Genomic DNA, 21,039 nt, shown 5'->3' on the forward strand with positions numbered 1-21,039 from the left:
CCCCTGCCATGGGGCAGGACAGTGCTACCGCGATCACCTTCGCCCAGGTCCAGAAGCTGGTGAAGCGGGGTGGGGACAGCAAACTCGTCGAGGCGGTCGATCGGCTGGCCGGGGTGGGGTTGCTGGTGTTCGGGGCGGCGGTCGACCCGGGCGCGTTGTCGCTGCTCGGGGCGAAGAACGAGGTCAGCAAGCTCGGCCAGGGCGCGGCGCGCAAGCTGCTCGGCCGGGGTGACGGGGGCTTCCTGGAGCGGGCCCGGCGGATGGCCGCGGCGAACTACCTGATCACCTTCACCGCCTTCTTCGACGCCCTGGAAGCCCAGCTCCCCGGCTTCCTCGCCGAGGTCTCGCTCACCGACGCGGACAAGATCATGCTGGTCAACACGGCCGCGCCGGAGCGGTTCGCGGTGCCGTTGCCGCATCCGGCCGATCCGGCGCCGTCCTGGAACGAGCGGTGCATCTTCCACAACCTGCTGGGCGGGCAGTTCCGGTTGTTCGCCCAGGCCCTGGTGGTGGACTCGCGGGTGCCCGGGGCACGGGAGCGGGAACTGGCCGCGGGCATCCAGCGGGCCACCATAGCCGCCGAGGAGGTGTACCAGGCGCAGTTGCTGCGATTGATGGTGGACAGTCCGGAGTTCTGCGGGTGGACGGTGCGGCGGGACCAGGCGCGCACCGAGTCGATCGACCTGGGCTTGCGCGCGCTGGCGGCCACCGTCGAGGGGATGACTCCGGTGGCGCGCGGGCACCGGGTGGCGACGGCGTTGTCCGCGGAGTACGCCGACAAGCTCAGCGCACCGGTCTTCGGCGACGGCGCACGGGACGGGCTGACCTACCCAGCGAAGGCGGATTCCTTTGTGCCGCAGGCATTCAAGGTGCTGTGCGGCGGGAACGGGACCCGGCTGGAACACGAGCCGTCCTGGTCGAGTGCGCCGGCACGGCAGGACCTCGGCGAGTTCCTGTTGCGCTACCTGGCCGCCCCGCACTCCACGGAACGGCCGCTGCTGGTGCTCGGGCACCCGGGTTCCGGCAAGTCCCTGCTGACCGAGGTGCTCGCCGCCCGGCTGGCCGCGCCCGCGTTCACCGTGGTGCGGGTGGAACTGCGCGATATCGACCCGGAACGCGATCTGCAGGACCAGTTGGAGATCCAGCTCAAACGGGACACCGGGCTGACCCAGCCGTGGGCGGAGTTCGCCGAGTCCAGAGTGGACAGTCCGCCGCTGGTGATCCTGGACGGTTACGACGAACTGTTGCAGGCCAACGGGAAGGTCTTCGCCGACTACCTCTCCCGGGTGCACCGGTTCCAGGAACGGGAGGCGCGGCACGGCCGTCCGGTGCGGGTGCTGGTGACCAGCCGGCTCACCCTGATCGACAAGGCCGCGGTGCCGCCGGAGGCCACCGTGCTGCGCCTGCTGGAGTTCGACGCGCCCCGCCGGGCGGCCTGGACCCGGGTCTGGAACGAGCACAACGCCCGCCCGTTCACCCTGCCCGACTCCCCCGCGCTGCTCGAACTCGCCGAACAACCGCTGCTGCTGCTCATGCTCGCCATCTACGATGCCACCGTGCAACCCCTGGCCGACGCGACGGGCCTGGACCGAACGCAGCTGTACCACAGCATCATCACCGAGTTCGTCCGCCGGGAACGCGCCAAGGACCCGGCCGACCGGTGCGCCGAGGATCTGTCCACAATGGTCGATGACGATGTGCGCTGTCTTGGCGTGGCGGCGATCGGCATGGCCAACCGGCACGCGGTGCACATCGCGGCCGGCGACCTGGACGCGGATCTTGCCTACTTCAAGCGATCCAGGACTGTTCCCGGCGGGCCCGGCCGTCGACTGTCCCAGTCGGAGTTGCTGGTGGGCAGCTTCTTCTTCATCCACGAGTCGCGCGGCCAGGTCGACGACGCCAAGGCGTACGAGTTCCTGCACAACACCTTCGGCGAGTTCCTGGCCGCGGATTTCCTGCTGAACCAGGTGATCCGGGAAACCGCCACGGTCCGCTCGCTCGGCGGCGACCTCAACCGGGTGCGCCTGTCCGCCGACTGGTTCACCTGCCTCAGTCACGCACCCCTGCACACCCGCCCGATGTTGTTGCAGCTACTCAGGGAATGGGCCCGGCACCGGATCACCCCGGCCGAGATCGAGGCCCTGGACGCGATCGTGCACCACCAGCTGCACGGGGTCCTATTCAGCCCGGACCCGTTCCTGCCTGCACCAGACGGCTCCCCGCTGCCCCGCAAGCCGCTGATGGAACACCTCGCGCTGTACAGCCTCAACCTGGTGCTGCTGCGCGCGGTGCTTTCCGGCGGCGAATACACCTTGCACGAGAACGAGATCGGTCCACCCGGCTCCTGCTACCGATCCTGGGACCGGCTGACCGGCCTGTGGCGTTCGTGGTTCTCCTGGGAGACGCTGAGCGCGATCGCCGGGATCCAGATCGCCACCAGGGAGGGCGAGACGATCACGTTGCGGCTACAGGAGGAGTTCCGCACGCCGCCGAGCCTGGACCGCCTGCACACCGTGTACAACGCCGCCAGCGCCCTGGCCGACCATGTGACCGTTGGCCTGGCTGGGATTCCCATCGCCGAGTCCGACCCGGAACGCCGCCTGCTGGACTACACCGAGGAGAGCCTGAAGAAGGAGGGCATCGACCTCAGCGGGCGGTTCACGGTGATGCGCGCCCGCAGCGAGCCGGATCTGCTGACCACCTCGGACTGGTTCGGCCACGAGATCAGCTACGGGATCCGGCGCCCGCCGGAGCACGTCTACGCCGCATTGCCGCTGCTGCGCGAAACCCACGAGGCATTCCCCAGCAGCAGCGTGCACATCCTGACCGAGTCCATCCTCTCGGTCAGCCGTCCCGAAGCGGCGGCCATCATCGACTTCTGCACCTGGGCGGATCCGGCCTCGCTGGACTGGCTGGTCGAACACTACGGCGCCGACAGCATCGCCAGGTCAATCCTCGCCGGGAAGCCCTACGCGGCACCGTTGCTGCACGCCTATACCGCGCGGGCCACCACGCGCAAGTACATCGAGGTGCTCAAACGCCTCGCCACCCTGTCCGGACAGGTTCCGCGAACACTGGACACACAAACCGCCGTGGCGCTGGCCCGGTTCGCCGACGCGGGACAGACGACGGAGTTGTGCCACTGGGCATTGACGGATCTGCCCGGACCGCTGTTCACCCTGCCCCTGGACGACATCAGTGAACTCGCGCGACTACTGGTCGATCGTGGTCAGCGCCCGATGACCGGGCTCCGGGCGACGATCGCGGACCGCTTCGCCGCCGAGTGGACAGACCTCCACGCACTGTCCGGATACAATCCGGAAACGCTGCCGAGGCTGGCCCAGATCGCTCGGATCACCGGACCCGGCCATGGTTGCACCGAGCAGCTGCTCCAGCTGGTCGCCGCACTGCTGCGCGGGCACCAGCGCGGCCGACGCCCGTGGCGGCTCAACCTGCTGGTACTGCGGGCGGTACGCGAGAACACCCGGGTGGCCGGCGCCAGCCAGGTGTTGACCTCGCTGCTGCCGGACAGTGGTGAACTGTTCGCGCAACTCGGTCTGCTGCCCTTCCACCTGCACCAGGACGAACTCAGCCTGCGCGATATCCGCGATCTGGTGTGGGTCGCCACTGCCCGTGATGACCAGGCCGTGCAGGAGATCCTGGTGAAATCGCTTCGGGGATACGGGTTGCGGTGACAGGCTGATCGGTATGAGGAATGCCGTCAACGCTCCCGGGGCCGTGGCTGTCGGGCCGTACTCGCACGCCGTGGACGCCGATCCGTTCGTCCACCTCTCCGGCCAGACCCCGGTCGGCCCGGACGGGAAGCTCGTCCAGGGCTCGGTCGGCGACCAGACGCGGCAGTGTTTCGCCAACCTGTTCGCCGTGCTCGACGCCGCCGGGCTGACCCCGGACGACGTGCTGAAGTGCACCGTGTTCCTGACCGACATGGCCGATTTCGCGGCGATGAACGCGGTCTACGCCGAGCAGTTCGCCCAGCCATTCCCGGCGCGCACCACGATCGGCGTGGCCGGGTTGCCGTTGGGGGCCAACGTGGAAATCGAACTCATCGCTCGCCGCCCCGGTACATCCTGATCATCGCGGCGGCGGCCCTGGCGATGGACTCGCGTAGTTCCGGCGGGTCCAGGACCTCCAATTCGGGGCCGTAGCGCAGGAAATCGGACTGGGCGATCTCGTGGTTCTCGATCGGGACCACCACCTCGCGCCAGCCGTCGGGGCCCGGTTCGGTGGCGCGGATCTTCGCCGCCACCACCGGGCCCGAGGTGAAGATGCCGCCCATTGCCTTGGGGGACACTCGGATCCTGGCTTCACCTTTGTACACAGTGGACTGGAACTCGGCGGACCAGCGCTGCCAGTACGCGGCCAGGTCAAAATCGAGCGGCCTCGGGAAAGCGTTGTCCTGGATCTGCACCGCGCTGATCCGATTGGCCCGGTAGGTGCGGGTGCGGTCGGCCTCGGCGACCAGGTACCAGGTGCCCGCCTTGAGGACCAGGCCGAGTGGGTGCACCACGGATTCGCGGTCGGGCTGGCGGTAGCGGCGGTAGGTGATCCGGATCGGGCGGGCCTCCCAGACCGCGGTGGCCAGTGCGGGCAGCTGGGGCGGGCGGTCGGCGTCGGCGAACCAGCCGGGGGCGTCCAGGTGGAAGCGGTCGCGGACGTGGTGGGCGCCCTCGCGCAGACTGGGCGGCAGTGCGGCGTCGAGTTTGAGCCGGGCGGCGGCCAGCACGGTGCCCAGGCCCAGTTCGGCGGCCTGGTCTGGCAGCCCCGCCAGCGCGAGCGCGCCGGCTTCGGTGCTGGTCAGGCCGGTGAGGCGGGTGCGGTAGCCGTCCAGGAGCTGGTAGCCGCCGGTGGGTCCGCGGTCGGCGTAGACCGGCACGCCCGCGCTGCTCAGCGAGTCGACGTCGCGGTAGACGGTGCGGACGGAGACGTCGAGTTCCTCGGCCAGTTCCTGCGCGGTGAGGCGGCCCCTGGTCTGGAGCAGCAGGAGCAGGGAGAGCAGTCGGGCGGCGCGCACGGCTCCAGTGTGCACCGAGTTCCTGCCGGGTTCTGTCAGGTACCGGGCGCGGTGAGGCCGCGCGCGGGGTGGTGACCGCGAGTAGCGTCCCGGGGCATGGCCGATCTGAAACCGCGTAGCCGGGATGTCACCGATGGTCTGGAACGAGCGGCCGCGCGCGGCATGCTGCGCGCCGTCGGTTTCTCCGATGAGGACTGGGAGAAGCCGCAGATCGGAGTGGCCTCCTCGTGGAACGAGATCACCCCGTGCAACCTGTCGCTGGACCGGCTGGCCTCGGCGGTCAAGGAGGGTGTGCACGCGGCGGAGGGTTTCCCGCTGCAGTTCGGCACGATCTCGGTCTCCGACGGGATCTCCATGGGGCACGAGGGCATGCACTTCTCGCTGGTGTCCCGGGAGGTGATCGCGGACTCGGTGGAGACGGTGATGGGCGCCGAACGGCTGGACGGCTCAGTGCTGCTGGCCGGGTGCGACAAGTCGCTGCCCGGGATGCTGATGGCGGCCGCGCGGCTGGACCTGGCCGCGGTGTTCCTGTACGCGGGTTCGATCATGCCGGGCCGGGCGACCATGTCGGACGGGTCCGAGCGCGAGGTGACGCTGATCGACGCGTTCGAGGCGGTCGGCGCGTGCGCGCGGGGGTTGATGAGCCGGGCGGACGTGGACGCGATCGAACGCGCGGTCTGCCCGACCGAGGGCGCCTGCGGCGGGATGTACACGGCCAACACCATGGCCAGCGCCGCCGAAGCCCTCGGCATGTCGCTGCCGGGTTCGGCCGCACCGCCCGCGGTGGACCGCAGGCGCGACGGCTACGCCCGCCGCTCCGGTGAGGCGGTGGTCGAGTTGATCCGCCACGGCATCACCGCCAGGGACATCATGACCAAACCCGCCTTCGAGAACGCCATCGCGGTGGTCATGGCCCTGGGCGGTTCGACGAACGCGGTGCTGCACCTGCTGGCCATCGCCCACGAAGCCGAGGTCGACCTGACCCTGGCCGACTTCACCCGCATCGGCGCGAAAGTTCCGCACCTGGGCGACCTCAAGCCGTTCGGGCGACACGTGATGTACGACGTCGACCGCATCGGCGGCATCCCCGTGGTGCTGAAACTGTTGCTGGACGCGGATTTGCTGCACGGCGACGCCCTCACCGTCACCGGCAAGACCATGGCCGAGAACCTGGCCATCCTCAACGCCCCCGCCCCCGACGGCGAAGTCATCCGAGCCCTGTCCAACCCCATCCACCCCACCGGCGGCATCACCATCCTGCACGGCACCCTGGCCCCGGATGGCGCGGTGGTGAAGTCCGCCGGCTTCGACGAGGCAGTTTTCGAGGGCACGGCAAGGGTTTTCGAAGGCGAACGAGCCGCCATGGACGCCCTGGAGAACGGCACGATCACCGCGCGGGATGTGGTGGTGATCCGGTACGAGGGGCCGAAGGGCGGGCCGGGGATGCGGGAGATGCTGGCGATCACGGGGGCGATCAAGGGCGCGGGGCTGGGCAAGGACGTGTTGTTGTTGACGGACGGGCGGTTCTCGGGCGGGACGACCGGGTTGTGCGTGGGGCATGTCGCACCGGAGGCGGTGGACGGGGGGCCGATCGCGTTCGTCCGGGACGGGGATCGGATTCGGCTGGATGTGGTGGCGGGGGCGTTGGATCTGGAGGTTGGGGCGGCGGAGCTGGCGGGGCGGCGGGAGGGGTGGGTGCCGCGGGCGCATGGGTACTCGCGGGGGGTGTTGGCGAAGTACGCGAAGTTGGTGGGGTCGGCCAGCACGGGGGCGGTCTGCGGGTAGGGCGGTCTGCAGCTTGGGCGGATTGCGGGTAGGGCGGTTTGTCGAAGTGCGCGGCGGCCAGGCCCGCGCGGCCGGGCATCGAGGCCAAGCCACCCGGCGGCTGGGCAGGCGGTGCGCTCCGGCGCGGCAGACGGTGCGCCCCGACGTGGCAGGCGGAGGCAGGGCAGGCGGTGCGCCCGGGCACGGCAGGCGGTGCGTCCCGGCGCGGCAGGCGGCGGCTGGGCGAGCCGGGTCTGCGGCGCCGGGACTGTGCGCCTAGACGCCCGCCGGCGTGTGCGCCAGCGGGGCGGGCGGCGGGGTGTACGCCAGTGGGGCGGGCGGCGAGCACAGCCGTGGGCCGTGCAGGCGGCGGCTGGGTGCGGGCCGCTGCTACGTGGCGCTTGAGTGCGGGCTGGTCGGTAGCCCGGTGGGCGGGCGGCGGTTGGCTGGGGTCGGGTCGGGCGGGGTGTGGGGCGGGGGTGTCGGGGTGGGGCGGGGGGCGGTTGTGCGGTGGGCGCGCTTCCGATTGTTCACGCAACGCGGGGAGGGGCTATTTGGTTCCCAGCGTATCCACAGGGGCACCCCGAGGCCGGGGGCTATCCACAAAGTGCTGGTCAGAGCCCCGGGGCAGCGGCTGCTAGGCGAGGTCCTTGACGGCCTCGCTGATTGCCCGGTGGAAGGTGGGGTAGGCGCCGATGAACTGTTGGAGGGTTTCCAGGGGGATTTTGGCGTGGACTGCCATGGCCAGGGCGCCCAGGATTTCGCCGCCGGCGGGGCCCATCGCCGTGGCGCCCAGGAGGGTGTTGTGGTCGGTGTCGAGGATGAGTTTGATCAGGCCTCGGTTGCCTACCTTGTGGACGAAGCCTCGGGAGCTGTTCTCCAGGCGGGTGAGGCCGGTGCGGATGTTGTGGCCCTGGGCTCGGGCCTGCTTCTCGGTGAGGCCCACCGAACCCAGTTCTGGGTTGGTGAAGGTGACCCGGGGGATGGCGTGGTACTGGGCGGCGGGGCCTGGGTGGCCGAGGATCTCGCGGATGACGATGTCGGCCTGGTACATGGACATGTGGGTGAAGGCGCCGTGGCCGACGATGTCGCCTACCGCCCAGACACCCTCGGCGACCTTGAGTCGATCATCCGTGGGGAGGGTCCGGGTGGTGGGGTCCAGGCCCAGGTTTCCGATGCCGAGGGCTTCGAAGTCGGTTTTGCGGCCGGTGGCCACCAGGAGGTGGGTGCCGGTGACGCGGGTGCCGTTGGTGAGGGTGAGGGTGAACTCGTTGGCCTGGTGAGTCACTGACTCGGCCCCCGCGCCGGTGTGCACGGTGATGCCTTCGTCGGCGAAGATCTCGGTGAGCAGGGCCGCCGCCTCGGGTTCTTCCAGGGCGGCCAGGTGGGACTGGGGTTCGATGAGGTGGACTTCGGCGCCGAAGCGGGCGAAGAGCTGGGCGAACTCCAGGCCGATGGCGCCGCCGCCGAGGACCACCAGGGTGTCGGGGACGTACTCGGTGCGGACTGCTTCGCGGTTGGTCCAGAACGGGGTGCCGGCCAGGCCCGGGATCGGCGGGATGAGGGGTTCGGTGCCGGGGTTGAGGACGATGGCCTTGGTGGCGGTGATGTGGTGGGTCTGGTTGTCGTCGTCGAGGACTTCTACCTGGCCGGGGGCGGTGATCTTGCCGGTGCCGCGGCGGAAGGTGGCTCCCGCGTCGGTGAGGCGGCGGACGGCGACGGTGTCGTCCCAGTTGTCGGTGGCCTCGCGGCGGATACGCTCCGCTACCGCCGACCAGTCGGGGAGCACGGTGGCCGAGCCCGCGAGTTCGGGCACGCGGCGGGCCTCGGCGACCACCTCGGCGGCGCGGACCATCATCTTGGTCGGGATGCAGCCGTAGTACGGGCACTCGCCGCCGACCAGCCTGCGCTCCACTCCCAGCACCCGCAGTCCGGCCCCGGCCAGCTCCGTGGCAACATGTTCACCACCGGGCCCGAGCCCGATCACGACGACGTCCACCTCATGGGCTGACATGGCTCTCCTTCGTTCGCCGGGACGACTGCATGCCGTACAGGCAAGTTACCTGTCAGTGTTAACCGGGGATTTCGGCGGGGCGCGGCGGTCAACTCGGTCGCCAACGTTTGTCCGGGCGGTCATCACGTGCGCGGCGGACCACTACCAGGTATCGAGATCCACTGCTACCTGGGTAGCTACCTCGCTGAACCGTGTCAGAACGGTCCCGGCGCGCTGGATTCAGTTACCTGCAAACGTCGTAGGCCGATTTCGGCAGCATTAACCCGCGTCATCCCCTGGGAATGGCGGGCAGAATGTACCTCGGGCGCCGGAAATTTCCGAATCAACTCGCCCAAAGATCACCCGGCATTTTTACCGTTGATCGACAGCACCCTGGGTTCATGATCGCCTCCGGGACCACCCCGCCGAGGGACCCATGATCGCCGAGCGCGACCGGTCCGCCCGCTCCCCCTGCCAGAGGGGGTAACAAAGCCGCACGTTGTGGCGATTACCCCCATGTGCAGCGGACGTATCCAGTAGATGAACACCGGGGGCACGCAGGCCGGAACCCTAGGCCACGCGTCCACAGTGGACACACTGGGTGACCTACCGGCCAGCGGTTTTGCCCGGTTGAGTGACTTCAGCCACACGGCATTTGTGCCGAATTGCTGAACAAGACACCGGGACCCGAGAGCCAAAGCGGGAGCACCGAATACTTGAGAGCCGCTCAATTTTCCCTTGAGGGCGACTCAAGACCCTATTTCAACCGTTGATGAATTACAGCCTGCACCGCTAGCTTCCCGTTTCGATTCAGTCTTTCGGGTCACTAGCTGGATCCTGCCCGTCCACAGGTTGTTGTTGATCAACGGAGGCTCCATGGCCGCGCAGTCGGAACGGCGTTGGGACGTCATCGGGGTTACCCCCTTCGGCGAGGCCAACGCACGTCTCGTCGCCGCGGTCCGCCAGTCCGGCGGACTCGGAGTTCTCGACCTCGGCACCGGCGCCCGGTCGACTCGGGAAGCACTAGTTCTCGCCCAGCGCTGGGCGTCCGGCACCTTCGGGGTGCGCGTCCCGGCTGGATGCGCGCTCAACCCCGCCGATCTCCCCACCGAAGTTGACACGGTCGTGTTGACCGGGGACAGCTCTTGGCAACTCGCTGACATCGCCGCCCGCTTCCGGGTGCTCGTGGAGATCACCTCCGTCGAGCAGGCGCGCGCCGCGGCCGCCGGTGGCGCGGCCGGGCTGATCGCCCGCGGCAACGAGGCCGGTGGCCTGGTCGGCGAACTCAGCTCCTTCGTGCTGCTGCAGAAGCTCATGGCCACCCCGGGCCTGGACCTGCCGATCTGGCTGGCCGGTGGCATCGGCACGCACACCGCCGCCGCGGCCGTGCTCGGCGGCGCCACCGGCGTCGTGCTGGACACCCAGCTCGCGCTGCTGGCCGAGTCCGAGCTGCCCGAGGCGACCGCCGCGCTGCTGCGCACCCTGGACGGCTCGGAGACCGCCGTGGTCGACGGTCGCCGGGTGCTGGCTCGCAAGGGACGCGCCCCCGCCCCGGCCCTGGAACTGGGGCAGGACATCTTCCTGGCCGCCCGCTTCGCCGAGCGCTACGGCACCGTCGGCCGGGTCGTGCGCGCCATCCGGGACGCCATCACCGCCGCGGTGACCGCCGAGGGCCTGGACGCGGTGCTGCGCCCCGGTTCGGCCTTCGCCACCGCGGTCGGCGTGCCGCTGCCGGTCGCGCAGGGTCCGATGACCCGGGTGTCCGACCAGGCCGGGTTCGCCGCCGAGGTCGCCACCGGCGGCGGACTGCCGTTCATCGCCCTCGCCCTGGCCGGCAAGGAACAGACCCGGCGGATGATGACCGAGACCGCCGCCGCACTGGGCGAACGCCCGTGGGGCGTCGGTGTGCTCGGATTCGCGCCGGAGGACACCAGGGCCGCGCAGCTGGAGATCATCCGCGAGCTGCGGCCCACGCACGCGATCATCGCCGGGGGCCGTCCCTCGCAGGCCGCCGCGCTGGAAGAGGTCGGCATCACGACCTTCCTGCACGTGCCCTCCCCCGGGCTGCTCAAGCAGTTCGTGGAGGCGGGCGCGCGCCGGTTCATCTTCGAGGGCAGCGAATGCGGCGGGCACGTCGGGCCGCGGGCCAGCTTCGCGCTGTGGGAAGCCCAGATCTCGGTGCTGCTCGACCACCTGGGCGCCAAGGACGGCGGCGACCTTCAGGTGATCTTCGCCGGGGGTGTGCACGACGCGCGCTCGGCCGCCATGGTCGCCGCGATGGCCGCGCCACTGGCCGCCAAGGGCGTCGGGATCGGCGTGCTCATGGGCACCGCCTACCTGTTCACCCAGGAGGCGGTCAGCGCCGGGGCGGTGCAACCGCTGTTCCAGCAGCAGGTCCTCGCCGCCGAGGGCACCGAACTGCTGGAGACCGCGCCCGGCCACGCCACCCGCTGCGTCACCAGCCCCTTCGCCGAGAACTTCCAGACCATCAAGGCCGAGCTGACCGCCCAGGGCGTGCCGGACCGGGAGATCTGGGAACACCTGGAAGGCCTCAACGTCGGCCGGCTGCGCATCGCCAGCAAGGGTGTGCGCCGCGAGGGCGACAGCCTGGTGTCCGCGGACGAGACCGAGCAGCTCGCCGACGGCCTGTTCATGGCCGGCCAGGTCGCGGTGCTGCGCGACGAGGTCACCACGGTCGCCGCGCTGCACGAGGCGGTCACCGGCGACGCGGCCGAATACCTTGGCGCGCAACGCGAACTCGTCCGCCAGCGGCTCGGCCTCCGCACCCCGGCGCACACCGAACCGGTCGCGCCGCCGCCCCTGGACGTGGCGATCGTCGGTATGGCCTGCGTGTTCCCCGACTCCCCTGACCTGGCCACCTTCTGGGCCAACATCGTCGGCGGCGTGGACGCGGTCACCGAGGTCCCGGCCGACCGCTGGGACGCCGACACCTACTACTCCCCGGATGCCACCGGCAAGAACATCAACGACCGCACCCCCTCGCGCTGGGGCGGGTTCCTGCCGCGGATCCCGTTCGACCCGTTGAGCTACGGCATCCCGCCCGCCAGCCTGGCCAGCATCGAACCAGTGCAGCTGCTGGCACTGGAGGTGGCCCGCCGGGCACTGCGGGACGCGGGCTACGACGGTGACCGGGACTTCGACCGCTCCCGCACCTCCGTGGTCTTCGGCGCCGAGGCCGGCTCCGACCTGTCCAACGCCACCACCCTGCGCGCGGTCCTGCCCGCCTACCTGGCCAACCTGCCCAAGGAACTCCTGGACCAGCTGCCGCCGCTGACCGAGGACTCCTTCCCCGGCATGCTGGCCAACGTCATCTCCGGCCGCATCGCCAACCGCCTCGACCTCGGCGGCGCCAACTACACCGTCGACGCCGCCTGCGCCTCCTCCCTGGCCGCCCTCGACGTGGCCTGCAAGGAACTGGTCAACGGCACCAGCGACCTGGTGCTCTGCGGTGGCGCGGACCTGCACAACGGCATCAACGACTACCTGCTCTTCGCCTCCGTGCACGCGCTGTCCGCCACCGGCCGCAGCCGCACCTTCGACAGCAGCGCCGACGGCATCGCCCTCGGTGAAGGCGTCGCCTGCGTTGCGCTGAAACGACTTTCCGACGCGCAGCGGGACGGCGACAAGATCTACGCGGTGGTCAAGGGCCTCGGCTCGGCCAGCGACGGCAAGTCCCTCGGCCTGACCGCGCCGCGGCCGGAGGGCCAGCGGGCCGCCCTGGACCGGGCCTACGCCAACGCGCACCTCTCCCCCGCCACTGTGGGCCTGGTGGAGGCGCACGGCACCGGCACCGTGGTCGGCGACCGCACCGAACTGGCCACCCTGACCAAGATGTTCGTCGAGGCCGGGGCCCAGCCAGGGACCTGCGCGATCGGCTCGGTCAAGTCCCAGATCGGGCACACCAAGTGCGCGGCCGGACTCGCCGGGCTGATCAAGGCCGCACTGGCCCTGCACACCGGGGTCACACCGCCCACGCTGCACGTGGAAACGCCGAACTCGGCCTGGGACAAGGACTCCAGCCCGTTCGTCTTCCACACCGCGGCCCGGCCCTGGGCCACCGAACCGGCCAGCCGGGTCGCCGGGGTGAGCGCGTTCGGCTTCGGCGGCACCAACTTCCACACCGTGCTCGCCGCGGTGGACCAGCCCGCGCCGCGGCACAGCGTGGACGCCTGGCCGGCCGAGCTGTTCACCTTCCGCGGCAACGACCTGCGGGCGGCCACCAAGTCCATCGAGAAGCTCCTGGACCTGGCCGCGGCCAACGACACCGGCGGCCGTCCGTGGCGGCTGCGGGACCTGGCGCGTACCGCCGCCCGCACCGCCGACACCCGCACCGAACCCGTGCAGGTCGCGGTGGTCGCGGACAGCCTGGACGGCCTGGTCGGTCAGCTGCGCCGCGCCGTCGCCGGGGAACACGACCCGGCTGCCGGGGTGTACCTGGCCGGGAACACCGCCCTGGGTGACGAGCCCGCCAAACTCGCCTTACTGTTCCCCGGGCAGGGCAGCCAGCGCACCGGCATGCTCGCCGAACTGTTCGTGGCCTTCCCCGAGGTGCAGCACCTGTTGCAGCGCGGGCACCAGTGGGCCGACCTGCTGTTCCCGCCCGCCGCGTTCGACTCCGCGGTGGCCAAGGACAACGAGACCCGGCTGCGCGACACCAGGGTGGCCCAGCCCGCGCTCGGCATCGCCGGACTCGCCGTGCACCAGCTGCTTGACAAACTCGGCGTGCGGGCGGATCTCGTTGCCGGACACAGCTATGGCGAACTCGTCGCGCTGGCCGCGGCGGGCGCGATCGACGCGGGCACCCTCCTGGACATCTCCGCGGCGCGGGCCGAGTCGATCCTGGCCGCCGCCGCGGACGCCGGTGGCGATCCCGGCAGCATGGCCGCCGCCTCCGGGCAAGCCGCCGCCGTCCTTGAGGTTCTGCAGCGGGCCGGGCTGAGCGCGGAAGTGGTGCTGGCCAACCACAACTCGCCCAAGCAGGTGGTCGTCTCCGGCAGCACCGAGGGTGTGGCCAAGGCCGTCACCGAGCTGAAGGCGGCCGGGATCAGCGCCAAACCGATCCCGGTGGCCTGCGCCTTCCACAGCCCCATCGTCGCCGCCGGCGGCGACCGATTCGCCGCGGTTCTGTCCACTGTGGACATCCATGCGCCGGAGATCCCGGTGTGGTCCAACCGCACCGCGAGCGTCTACGGCACGGACATCCGCGCCGAGCTGGCCGCGCAGATCGGTTCGCCGGTGCGCTTCGTCGAGCAGATCGAGGCCATGTACGCCGACGGCGCCCGGGTCTTCGTCGAGGCCGGGCCCGGCAAGGTGTTGTCCCGGCTGGTCAAGGACATCCTCGGCGACCGGCCGCACGTCACCGTGACCATCGAGCCCAGCGCGGACAGCGGTCTGCGCGGCTTCCTCGGCGCGCTCGCCGCACTCGCCACCGCCGGGGTGTCCCTGCGCACCGGCTGGCTGTTCCAGGGTCGCGACGCCCGCGACATCTCGGCCACTCCCCTGCCCAAGCGCGCCGGCTGGACCATCGACGGTCACGTCGTGCGCACCGCCGACGGCGGCTACCTCACCGGCGGCCTCGCCCCGGCCCGTCGCGTCCACCTGGAGACCACCATGAGCCAGCCGCAGCCCCAGCCAGCTGGGGGCAACGAAGCCCTGGTCAGCGAGTTCCTCCGGACCAGCCGGGAAATCCTGGCCGCCCAGCGCGATGTCATGCTCACCTACTTCGGCAGCAACCCCGGCGTGCAGTACGCGGCGCCGCAGGTGCTCCAGCAGCTCCCGGCCGTCGTGCAGGCCCCGATCGCGCCGGTGGTCCAGGCGGTCGCCGCACCCGTGCCGGTGGTGACCGCCCCCGCGCCCGCGCCGTCCACTGTGGATGTACTCGCCACCGTGCTGCAGATCATCAGTGACCGGACGGGGTACCCGATCGACATGATCGAACCCGAGCTGGACCTGGAAGCCGACCTCTCCATCGACTCCATCAAGCGCACCGAGATCGCCGGTGAGCTGGCCACCAAGCTGGGTGGCGGTCTGGACGCGGCCAGCCTGACCGACGCCGAGCTGGAGGACCTCGCCAAGGCCCGCACGGCCGCGGCGATCTCCGCCTGGCTGGGCGCGAAGGTCGGCGACAGCGCACCGGCCGCGGTCCCCGCGCCGATCGCGGCCAGTGGCCCCAGCGAGGCCGACATCCTGGCCACCGTGCTGCAGATCATCAGCGACCGCACCGGATACCCGATCGACATGATCGAACCTGACCTGGACCTGGAAGCCGACCTCTCCATCGACTCCATCAAGCGCACCGAGATCGCGGGCGAGCTGGCCAGCCAGCTCGGGGACAGTGTGGACGCGGCCAGCCTCGGCGACGCCGAACTGGAAGACCTCGCAAAGGCGCGCACCGCGGCCTCGATCGCGGGCTGGCTGGCCGCCAAGTCCGGCGCCCCGGCCCTGCCCGCGGCGGCCCAGCCGCTCGCCCTGGCCGCCGCACCGGAGCCAGTGCCGGCCTCCGGCGGCATCGCGCCCAAGCGGTACCTGCTCACCCCGGTCGACATCTCCGGCATCGCCCCCGTCGGGGTGGAAGCCTTGGCGGGCAAGCGGTTCGTGCTCTTCGGCGCCACCGGCGCGAGCGAACTCGCCGCACTGCTCCTGGAAAACGGCGCGCAGGCCAGGGTCGAATCCCTGGCCCGGCCGCTCACCGAGGCCGACGGGCAGATCGACGGCGTGGTGTTCCTGGACGCCCTGGTCGACGGCGACCTGCCGGTGCTCCCGGAAACCTTCCCCTCCTTCCAGTCCGCGCTCGTCCGCGGCGTCAGCTGGCTCCTGGCAGCCGCACCGGGTCAGCTGGGCCGGGCGGCCGGACTGCGCGGACTGTTCCGCACCATCGCCCGCGAATACCCGGACACGCACGCCAGCCTGGTCGAGACCGACGCCGACCCGGCCGCCGCGCTCTTCGCCGAAATCCTCGCCGGTGACCGCCACCCGGTCGTCCTGCGCCGCGAAGGCGGACGGCAGGCCCTGGACCTGGTGGCCACCCCGCTCGGCGCGCTCGGCCTGGGCGCCGGACCCGCCGGAGACGGCTCCACCGAGGCCGGCGCCATTGGCCTGGACCGCGACTCGGTGGTCCTCCTCGTCGGCGGCGCGCGCGGGATCACCGCCCAGTTCGCGGCCACCCTGGCCGGAGCCAGTGGCTGCCGGATCGAACTCGTCGGCCGCACCGCCGTGGCCACCGAGGACGAACACCCCGCCACCCGGGCCGCTACCGACAAAACCCAGTTGCGGGCCGCGCTGATCCAGCAGGGCCTGCGCAACCCGGCCGAGATCGAACGCACCGCCAGCCGCATCCTGGCCCAGCGCGAAGTCCAGTCCACTGTGGACGAGATCGCCGCACTTGGCAGCCAGGTCCGCTACCACTCCGTCGACGTCCGCGACCACGACGCGCTGCGCGGCCTCGTCAAGGAGATCCACGCCGAACACGGCCGCATCGACGGCGTGGTCTACGCGGCCGGCGTGATCGAGGACAAGCTCTTGGCGGAGAAGGACATCGAGTCCTTCCGGCGGGTCTTCGGCACCAAGGTCGACGGCGCCCGCCAGCTCCTGGAAGCCGTCTCCGACCTCGGTGAGACCGGGCCCCGGTTCGCGGTGCTCTTCGGCAGCATCGCCGCCGCACTGGGCAACCGCGGTCAGGTCGACTACGCCGCGGCCAACGACGCCCTGGAATCCCTCGGCATCACCTGGTCCCAGCGCACCGGCGCCCGCGGCCTGACTGTCCACTGGGGACCGTGGGCGCCCTCGGCCAAGCACGGCGGCATGGTCACCCCCGAACTCATGCAGTCCTACACCCGCCGCGGCATCGAACTGATCGACCCCGAAGAGGGCACCCTCGCCCTGCTGCGCGAACTCGCCTGGGGCGGCGACGCGGTCCGCTCAGTCGTCTACTCCGCCTCGGGCTGGTGAGCATGACGCAGCCAACCCCGGTCGCGATCGTCGGGATGGCCGTGCTGCTGCCCGGCGCCCGCGACCTGGAGTCCTACTGGCACAACCTGGTCAACGGGGTCGACGCCATCACCGAGGTCCCCGCCGACCGGTGGGACGCCGACTTCTACCACCCCGACTCGGCCAGTGGACCGGCCAAGGCCGAGGAGGTCTACTGCCGGCGCGGCGGCTTCGTCGAAGCGAACTTCGACCCGGTGAGCTTCGGCATCATGCCGAACTCGGTGTCCGGGGCCGAACCCGACCAGCTGATCGCGCTGCGGGTGGCCGCGGCCGCCATCGCCGACGCGGGCGGCCAGGAGAAACTGCCCGCGGCGGACCGGATCGGCGTGGTGCTCGGCCGCGGCGGCTACCTCACCCCCGGCCTGGTCCGCCTGGACCAGCGGGTGCGAACGGCCCACCAGCTCACCAAAACCCTCGGCGACCTGCTGCCCGACCTCGGCGCCGACCAGCTCGCCGCGGTCCGGGAAGCCTTCGTGGACAAGCTCGGCCCGGCCGCGCCGGAAGCCGCGATCGGCCTGGTGCCCAACCTGGCCGCCTCCCGCATCGCCAACCGCCTCGACCTGCGCGGCCCTGCCTACACCGTGGACGCCGCCTGCGCCTCCAGCCTGGTCGCGGTCGACCAGGCCGTCACCGAACTGGCCGCCGGGCGCTGCGACGTGATGCTCGCCGGTGGTGTGCACCACTGCCACGACGTCACCTTCTGGAGTGTGTTCTCCCAGCTCCGGGCGCTGTCCAAAGACCAGCAGATCCGGCCCTTCGACCGGCGCGCCGACGGCATCCTGATCGGCGAGGGTACTGGCGTCGTCGTGCTCAAGCGCCTGGAAGACGCCCAGCGGGACGGGGACCGGGTGTACGCGGTGATCCGCGGCACCGGCGTGGCCAGCGACGGCCGCAGCGCCAGCCTGTTCAACCCCGAACCCGACGGCCAGGTCCTCGCCCTGCACCGCGCCTGGACCGCGGCCGGACTCGACCCCGCCGCGCCCGGCTCGGTCGGCCTCCTCGAAGCCCACGGCACCGCGACCCCCGCCGGCGACGGCGCCGAACTCGCCACACTGCAACGGGTTTTCGGCTCCGACGGACCCAGCGCGGTGATCGGCTCGGTCAAGTCGATGATCGGCCACACCATGCCGGCGGCCGGCATCGCCAGCCTGGTCAAGGCCGCCCTCGCGCTGCACCGCCAAGTCCTGCTACCCACCCTGCACTGCGAACAACCCCACGCCGACCTGGCCCAGACCCGGTTCCGGCCCCTGGACACCGCCCAGCCCTGGGAACTCGGCGAAGGCCAGGACATCCGGCGGGCCGCGGTCAACGCCTTCGGCTTCGGCGGCATCAACGCGCACGTGGTCCTCGAAGAAGCACCGTCCACAGTGGACCGGCCCAAGATCACCGTGACCGAGCCGGAGCGGGTGCTGACCATCAGCGCCCCCACCCCGGCCCGGCTGGCCGAACTCCTGGACCTGCCCGACCACGAGATCCGCTCCACCGCACCCTCCACTGAGGACGGATGCAGGCTCGGCATCGTCGCCCCCACCGCGAAACGCCTCGGCATCGCGCGCAAGGTGGTCGGCAAGCAGGTCGCCTGGCGCGGCCGCAACGACGTCTGGTTCAGCCCGGAACCGTTGCTGGCCAAGGGCGGCCAGGTCGCCTTCGTCTTCCCCGGCCTGGAAGCCGACTTCGAACCCAGGGTCGACGACGTGGCCGCGCACTTCGGCCTCACCGTGCCCGGCCTGGACACCGGCAACGTGGGCGCGCACGGCGCGGGCGTGGTCGGCGTCGGTCGTTTACTCGACACCGTGTTGCGCAAGCTCGGCGTCCAGCCCGACCACATCGCCGGGCACAGCGTCGGCGAGTGGACCGCGATGATCACCAGCGGCATCTACGACCAGGACCAGATCGACGAGTTCCTGGCCGGGTTCGACCCCGCCTCGCTCAGCGTGCCCGGGGTGGTCTTCGCCGCCTTCGGCGCCGGCGCGGACCGGGTCAGCGAGGTCATGGCCGGACGGCACGGCGTGGTGCTCTCACACGACAACGCGCCCAACCAGTCCATTGTCTGCGGCCTGGAACCCGTGGTGAACGCACTGGTCCTGGAACTGCGGGCGCGCAACGTGCTCGGCCAGGTGCTGCCGTTCCGCTCCGGCTTCCACACCCCCATGCTCGCCCCCTACCTGGACCCGATCCGGGAGGCCGCCGCCGGATTCCGGCTGCACCAGCCGAGTGTGCCGATGTGGTCGGCCACCACCGCCTCGCCCTACCCGCCGCAGGAACAAGCCGTGCGCGAGCTGTTCGTCCGGCACCTCCTGGAACCGGTGCGGTTCCGGCCCCTGATCCAGGCCATGCACGCCGCGGGCGTCCGGGCGTTCATCCAGGTCGGCACCGGCGCGCTGAGCACCCTGGTCAGCGACTCCCTGGCCGGGCAGGAACACCTGTCCATCTCCGCGAACAGCCCCAAACTCAGCGGCCTGGCCCAGCTGCGCCGGGTGCTCACCGGGCTGTGGGCCGAAGGCGCGCCCACCCACCCGGACCGGCTCACCCTTGCCCCCGCCAAGATCCGCGCGGGCAAGGAACTGCCCCTCGATCTGTCCGCGACCACGGTCCGGCTCGGCGGCGACCTGCCCGGCGCCATCAAAGCCGCGCTCACCAGCACCCCCAGCCCGGTCCAGCAACCGGTACCGGCGGGCGCGCTCGGCGGGGCCTTCGCCGAACTCGACCGGCTCGCCGCCCAGTTCCCCCTCGCGGCCGAACTCGGTGGGTTGTTGAAGGACACCGCGGACACCGCCGCGAGCGTGCTCGGCGCCGCCCAGCAGGGCACCGTGACCGCCGCGCCCGCACCGGCCGCGCCACTGCGCACCCTGCTGCGGCTGTCCACCGAAACCATGCCCTACCTACGGGATCACGCCTTCTACCGCACCCCGGCCGGCTGGCCGGACGACACCGACGGCTTCCCGGTCGTGCCCGCCACCACGATGATCAAGCACATGATGGACGCCGCCGAACAGTCCGCGCCGGGACAGCGGGCCATCACCGTGCACAACGTGAAACTGTTCCGCTGGCTGGTGGTCGCACCCCCGGTCGAGGTCGAACTCACCGTCACCCCACTGGCCCCGAACCGGGTCAAGGTGACCCTCGGCCAGAACGCCGAGGCCGAGATCGAACTCGCCGCCGCCTACCCGGCCGCGGACCTGCCGGTGTGGACCTTCGACGAACCCGGCCAGGCCCCGAAGATCACCGCCCGGCAGCTCTACGACGAGCGGTTCATGTTCCACGGCCCGCTCTACCAAGGCGTCACCTCCCTGGATGCCATTGGCGAGCACCACATCCGCGGCGTGATCACCGTGCCCGGCGGGCCCGGCGCGCTGCTGGACAACGTCGGCCAGGTCTTCGGGTACTGGATCATGGAGAACGTCACCGACAAGCGCGTGGTGTTCCCGATGTCCATGGACCGCATCCGTTTCTTCGGTCCCGAACCCGAACCCGGCACCCCCCTGGACTGCCTGGTCAAGATCACCCAGCTGGACGAGACCTTCTTCGGCGGGGCCATGCAGCTGGTGCACGCCGGCCAGGTGTGGTGCGAGATCGACACCTGGATCGACCGCCGCTTCGCCAGCAACGAGAACACCAAGAAGATGGAGCGATTCCCCGAGCACAGCAGGCTTTCCGAACGCCGGGACGCGGGTTTCCTGGTGGTGTGGGAACGCTGGCCCGATGTGGCCTCGCGGGACCTGATGATGCGGATCTACCTCAACGCCGCCGAACGCGCCGAGTACGACACCACCTCACCGCGAGTGCGGCGGCAGTGGCTGCTCGGCCGGATGGCGATCAAGGACGCCGTGCGCCAGCAACTGTGGGACGACGGCGCCGGACCCATGTTCCCGGTGGAACTGACCGTGACCGGCGAGGCCACGGTACGCGGCCGCAACCCGTTGCCGCCGTTGACAGTCTCCACCGCGCAGGAAGGCCAGGTGGGCGTCGCCCACGTGCGGGACGGCGAGGTCCCCACGGGAATCGACGTGCGCAAGGTGCAGGACAGCCCCGGCACCACCGCCTTCGCCGCCGCGCTGGCCGCGGCCGCGCGGGCACACGGTGGCAAGGCGGAACAGTACGAAGTTGTCGGCGCGGAAGGTGACACGCTCACCGTCCGCGGCGCAACCGGCAACACCCCGGTGACGTGGACCGTCATCACCGACCCTGACGGTGAGATCGCAGGCGAGTACGTCGTCGCCTGGACCAAGGACTAAGGAGAACA

The 21,039-nt window shown here is 70.9% G+C and carries 7 protein-coding genes; 5 read left to right on the forward strand and 2 right to left on the reverse strand.

Going from position 1 to position 21,039, the window contains the following annotated elements:
* The first annotated feature begins 8 nt into the window (after window positions 1-8).
* Both MZC64_RS35190 and MZC64_RS35195 read left to right on the forward strand, forming a co-directional pair.
* Window positions 9-3,695 (forward strand): NACHT domain-containing NTPase, encoded by a 3,687-nt coding sequence (locus MZC64_RS35190; protein ID WP_247763994.1) that lies wholly within the window; start codon window positions 9-11, stop codon window positions 3,693-3,695.
* Between the two features lie 13 nt (window positions 3,696-3,708).
* The gene (locus MZC64_RS35195) at window positions 3,709-4,092 is read left to right on the forward strand and encodes a RidA family protein (protein ID WP_247763995.1); all 384 of its coding nucleotides are present in this window, start codon (window positions 3,709-3,711) and stop codon (window positions 4,090-4,092) included.
* Here MZC64_RS35195 and MZC64_RS35200 read toward each other — a convergent pair.
* Window positions 4,064-5,032 carry a YafY family protein gene (locus tag MZC64_RS35200; RefSeq protein WP_247763996.1) on the reverse strand — a complete coding sequence of 323 codons (969 nt, stop codon included), beginning with the start codon at window positions 5,030-5,032 and terminating at the stop codon, window positions 4,064-4,066. The genes MZC64_RS35195 and MZC64_RS35200 overlap by 29 nt on opposite strands.
* A gap of 96 nt (window positions 5,033-5,128) precedes the next feature.
* On the opposite strand from MZC64_RS35200, the gene ilvD reads away from it, so the two are divergent.
* Window positions 5,129-6,817: a dihydroxy-acid dehydratase gene (ilvD, locus tag MZC64_RS35205; protein ID WP_247763997.1), complete on the forward strand. Its 1,689-nt coding sequence runs from the start codon at window positions 5,129-5,131 to the stop codon at window positions 6,815-6,817.
* 616 nt (window positions 6,818-7,433) lie between these two features.
* Here the strand turns inward: ilvD and MZC64_RS35210 are convergent.
* Window positions 7,434-8,810, reverse strand: coding sequence for an NAD(P)/FAD-dependent oxidoreductase (locus MZC64_RS35210; protein WP_247763998.1), 1,377 nt, complete (start codon window positions 8,808-8,810; stop codon window positions 7,434-7,436).
* Window positions 8,811-9,665: 855 nt separating this feature from the next.
* Between MZC64_RS35210 and MZC64_RS35215 the strand changes: the two genes are divergently transcribed.
* Window positions 9,666-16,757, forward strand: a complete 7,092-nt coding sequence (locus MZC64_RS35215; RefSeq protein ID WP_247763999.1) for a type I polyketide synthase — start codon at window positions 9,666-9,668, stop codon at window positions 16,755-16,757.
* A 2-nt stretch (window positions 16,758-16,759) separates the two neighbouring features.
* Entirely contained in the window at window positions 16,760-21,031 is a 4,272-nt protein-coding gene (locus MZC64_RS35220) for a beta-ketoacyl synthase N-terminal-like domain-containing protein (protein ID WP_247764000.1), read from the forward strand.
* The last annotated feature ends 8 nt before the right edge of the window (window positions 21,032-21,039 follow it).

The sequence above is a fragment of the Crossiella sp. S99.2 genome (assembly GCF_023094165.1).
Classification (GTDB): Bacteria; Actinomycetota; Actinomycetes; order Mycobacteriales; family Pseudonocardiaceae; genus Crossiella.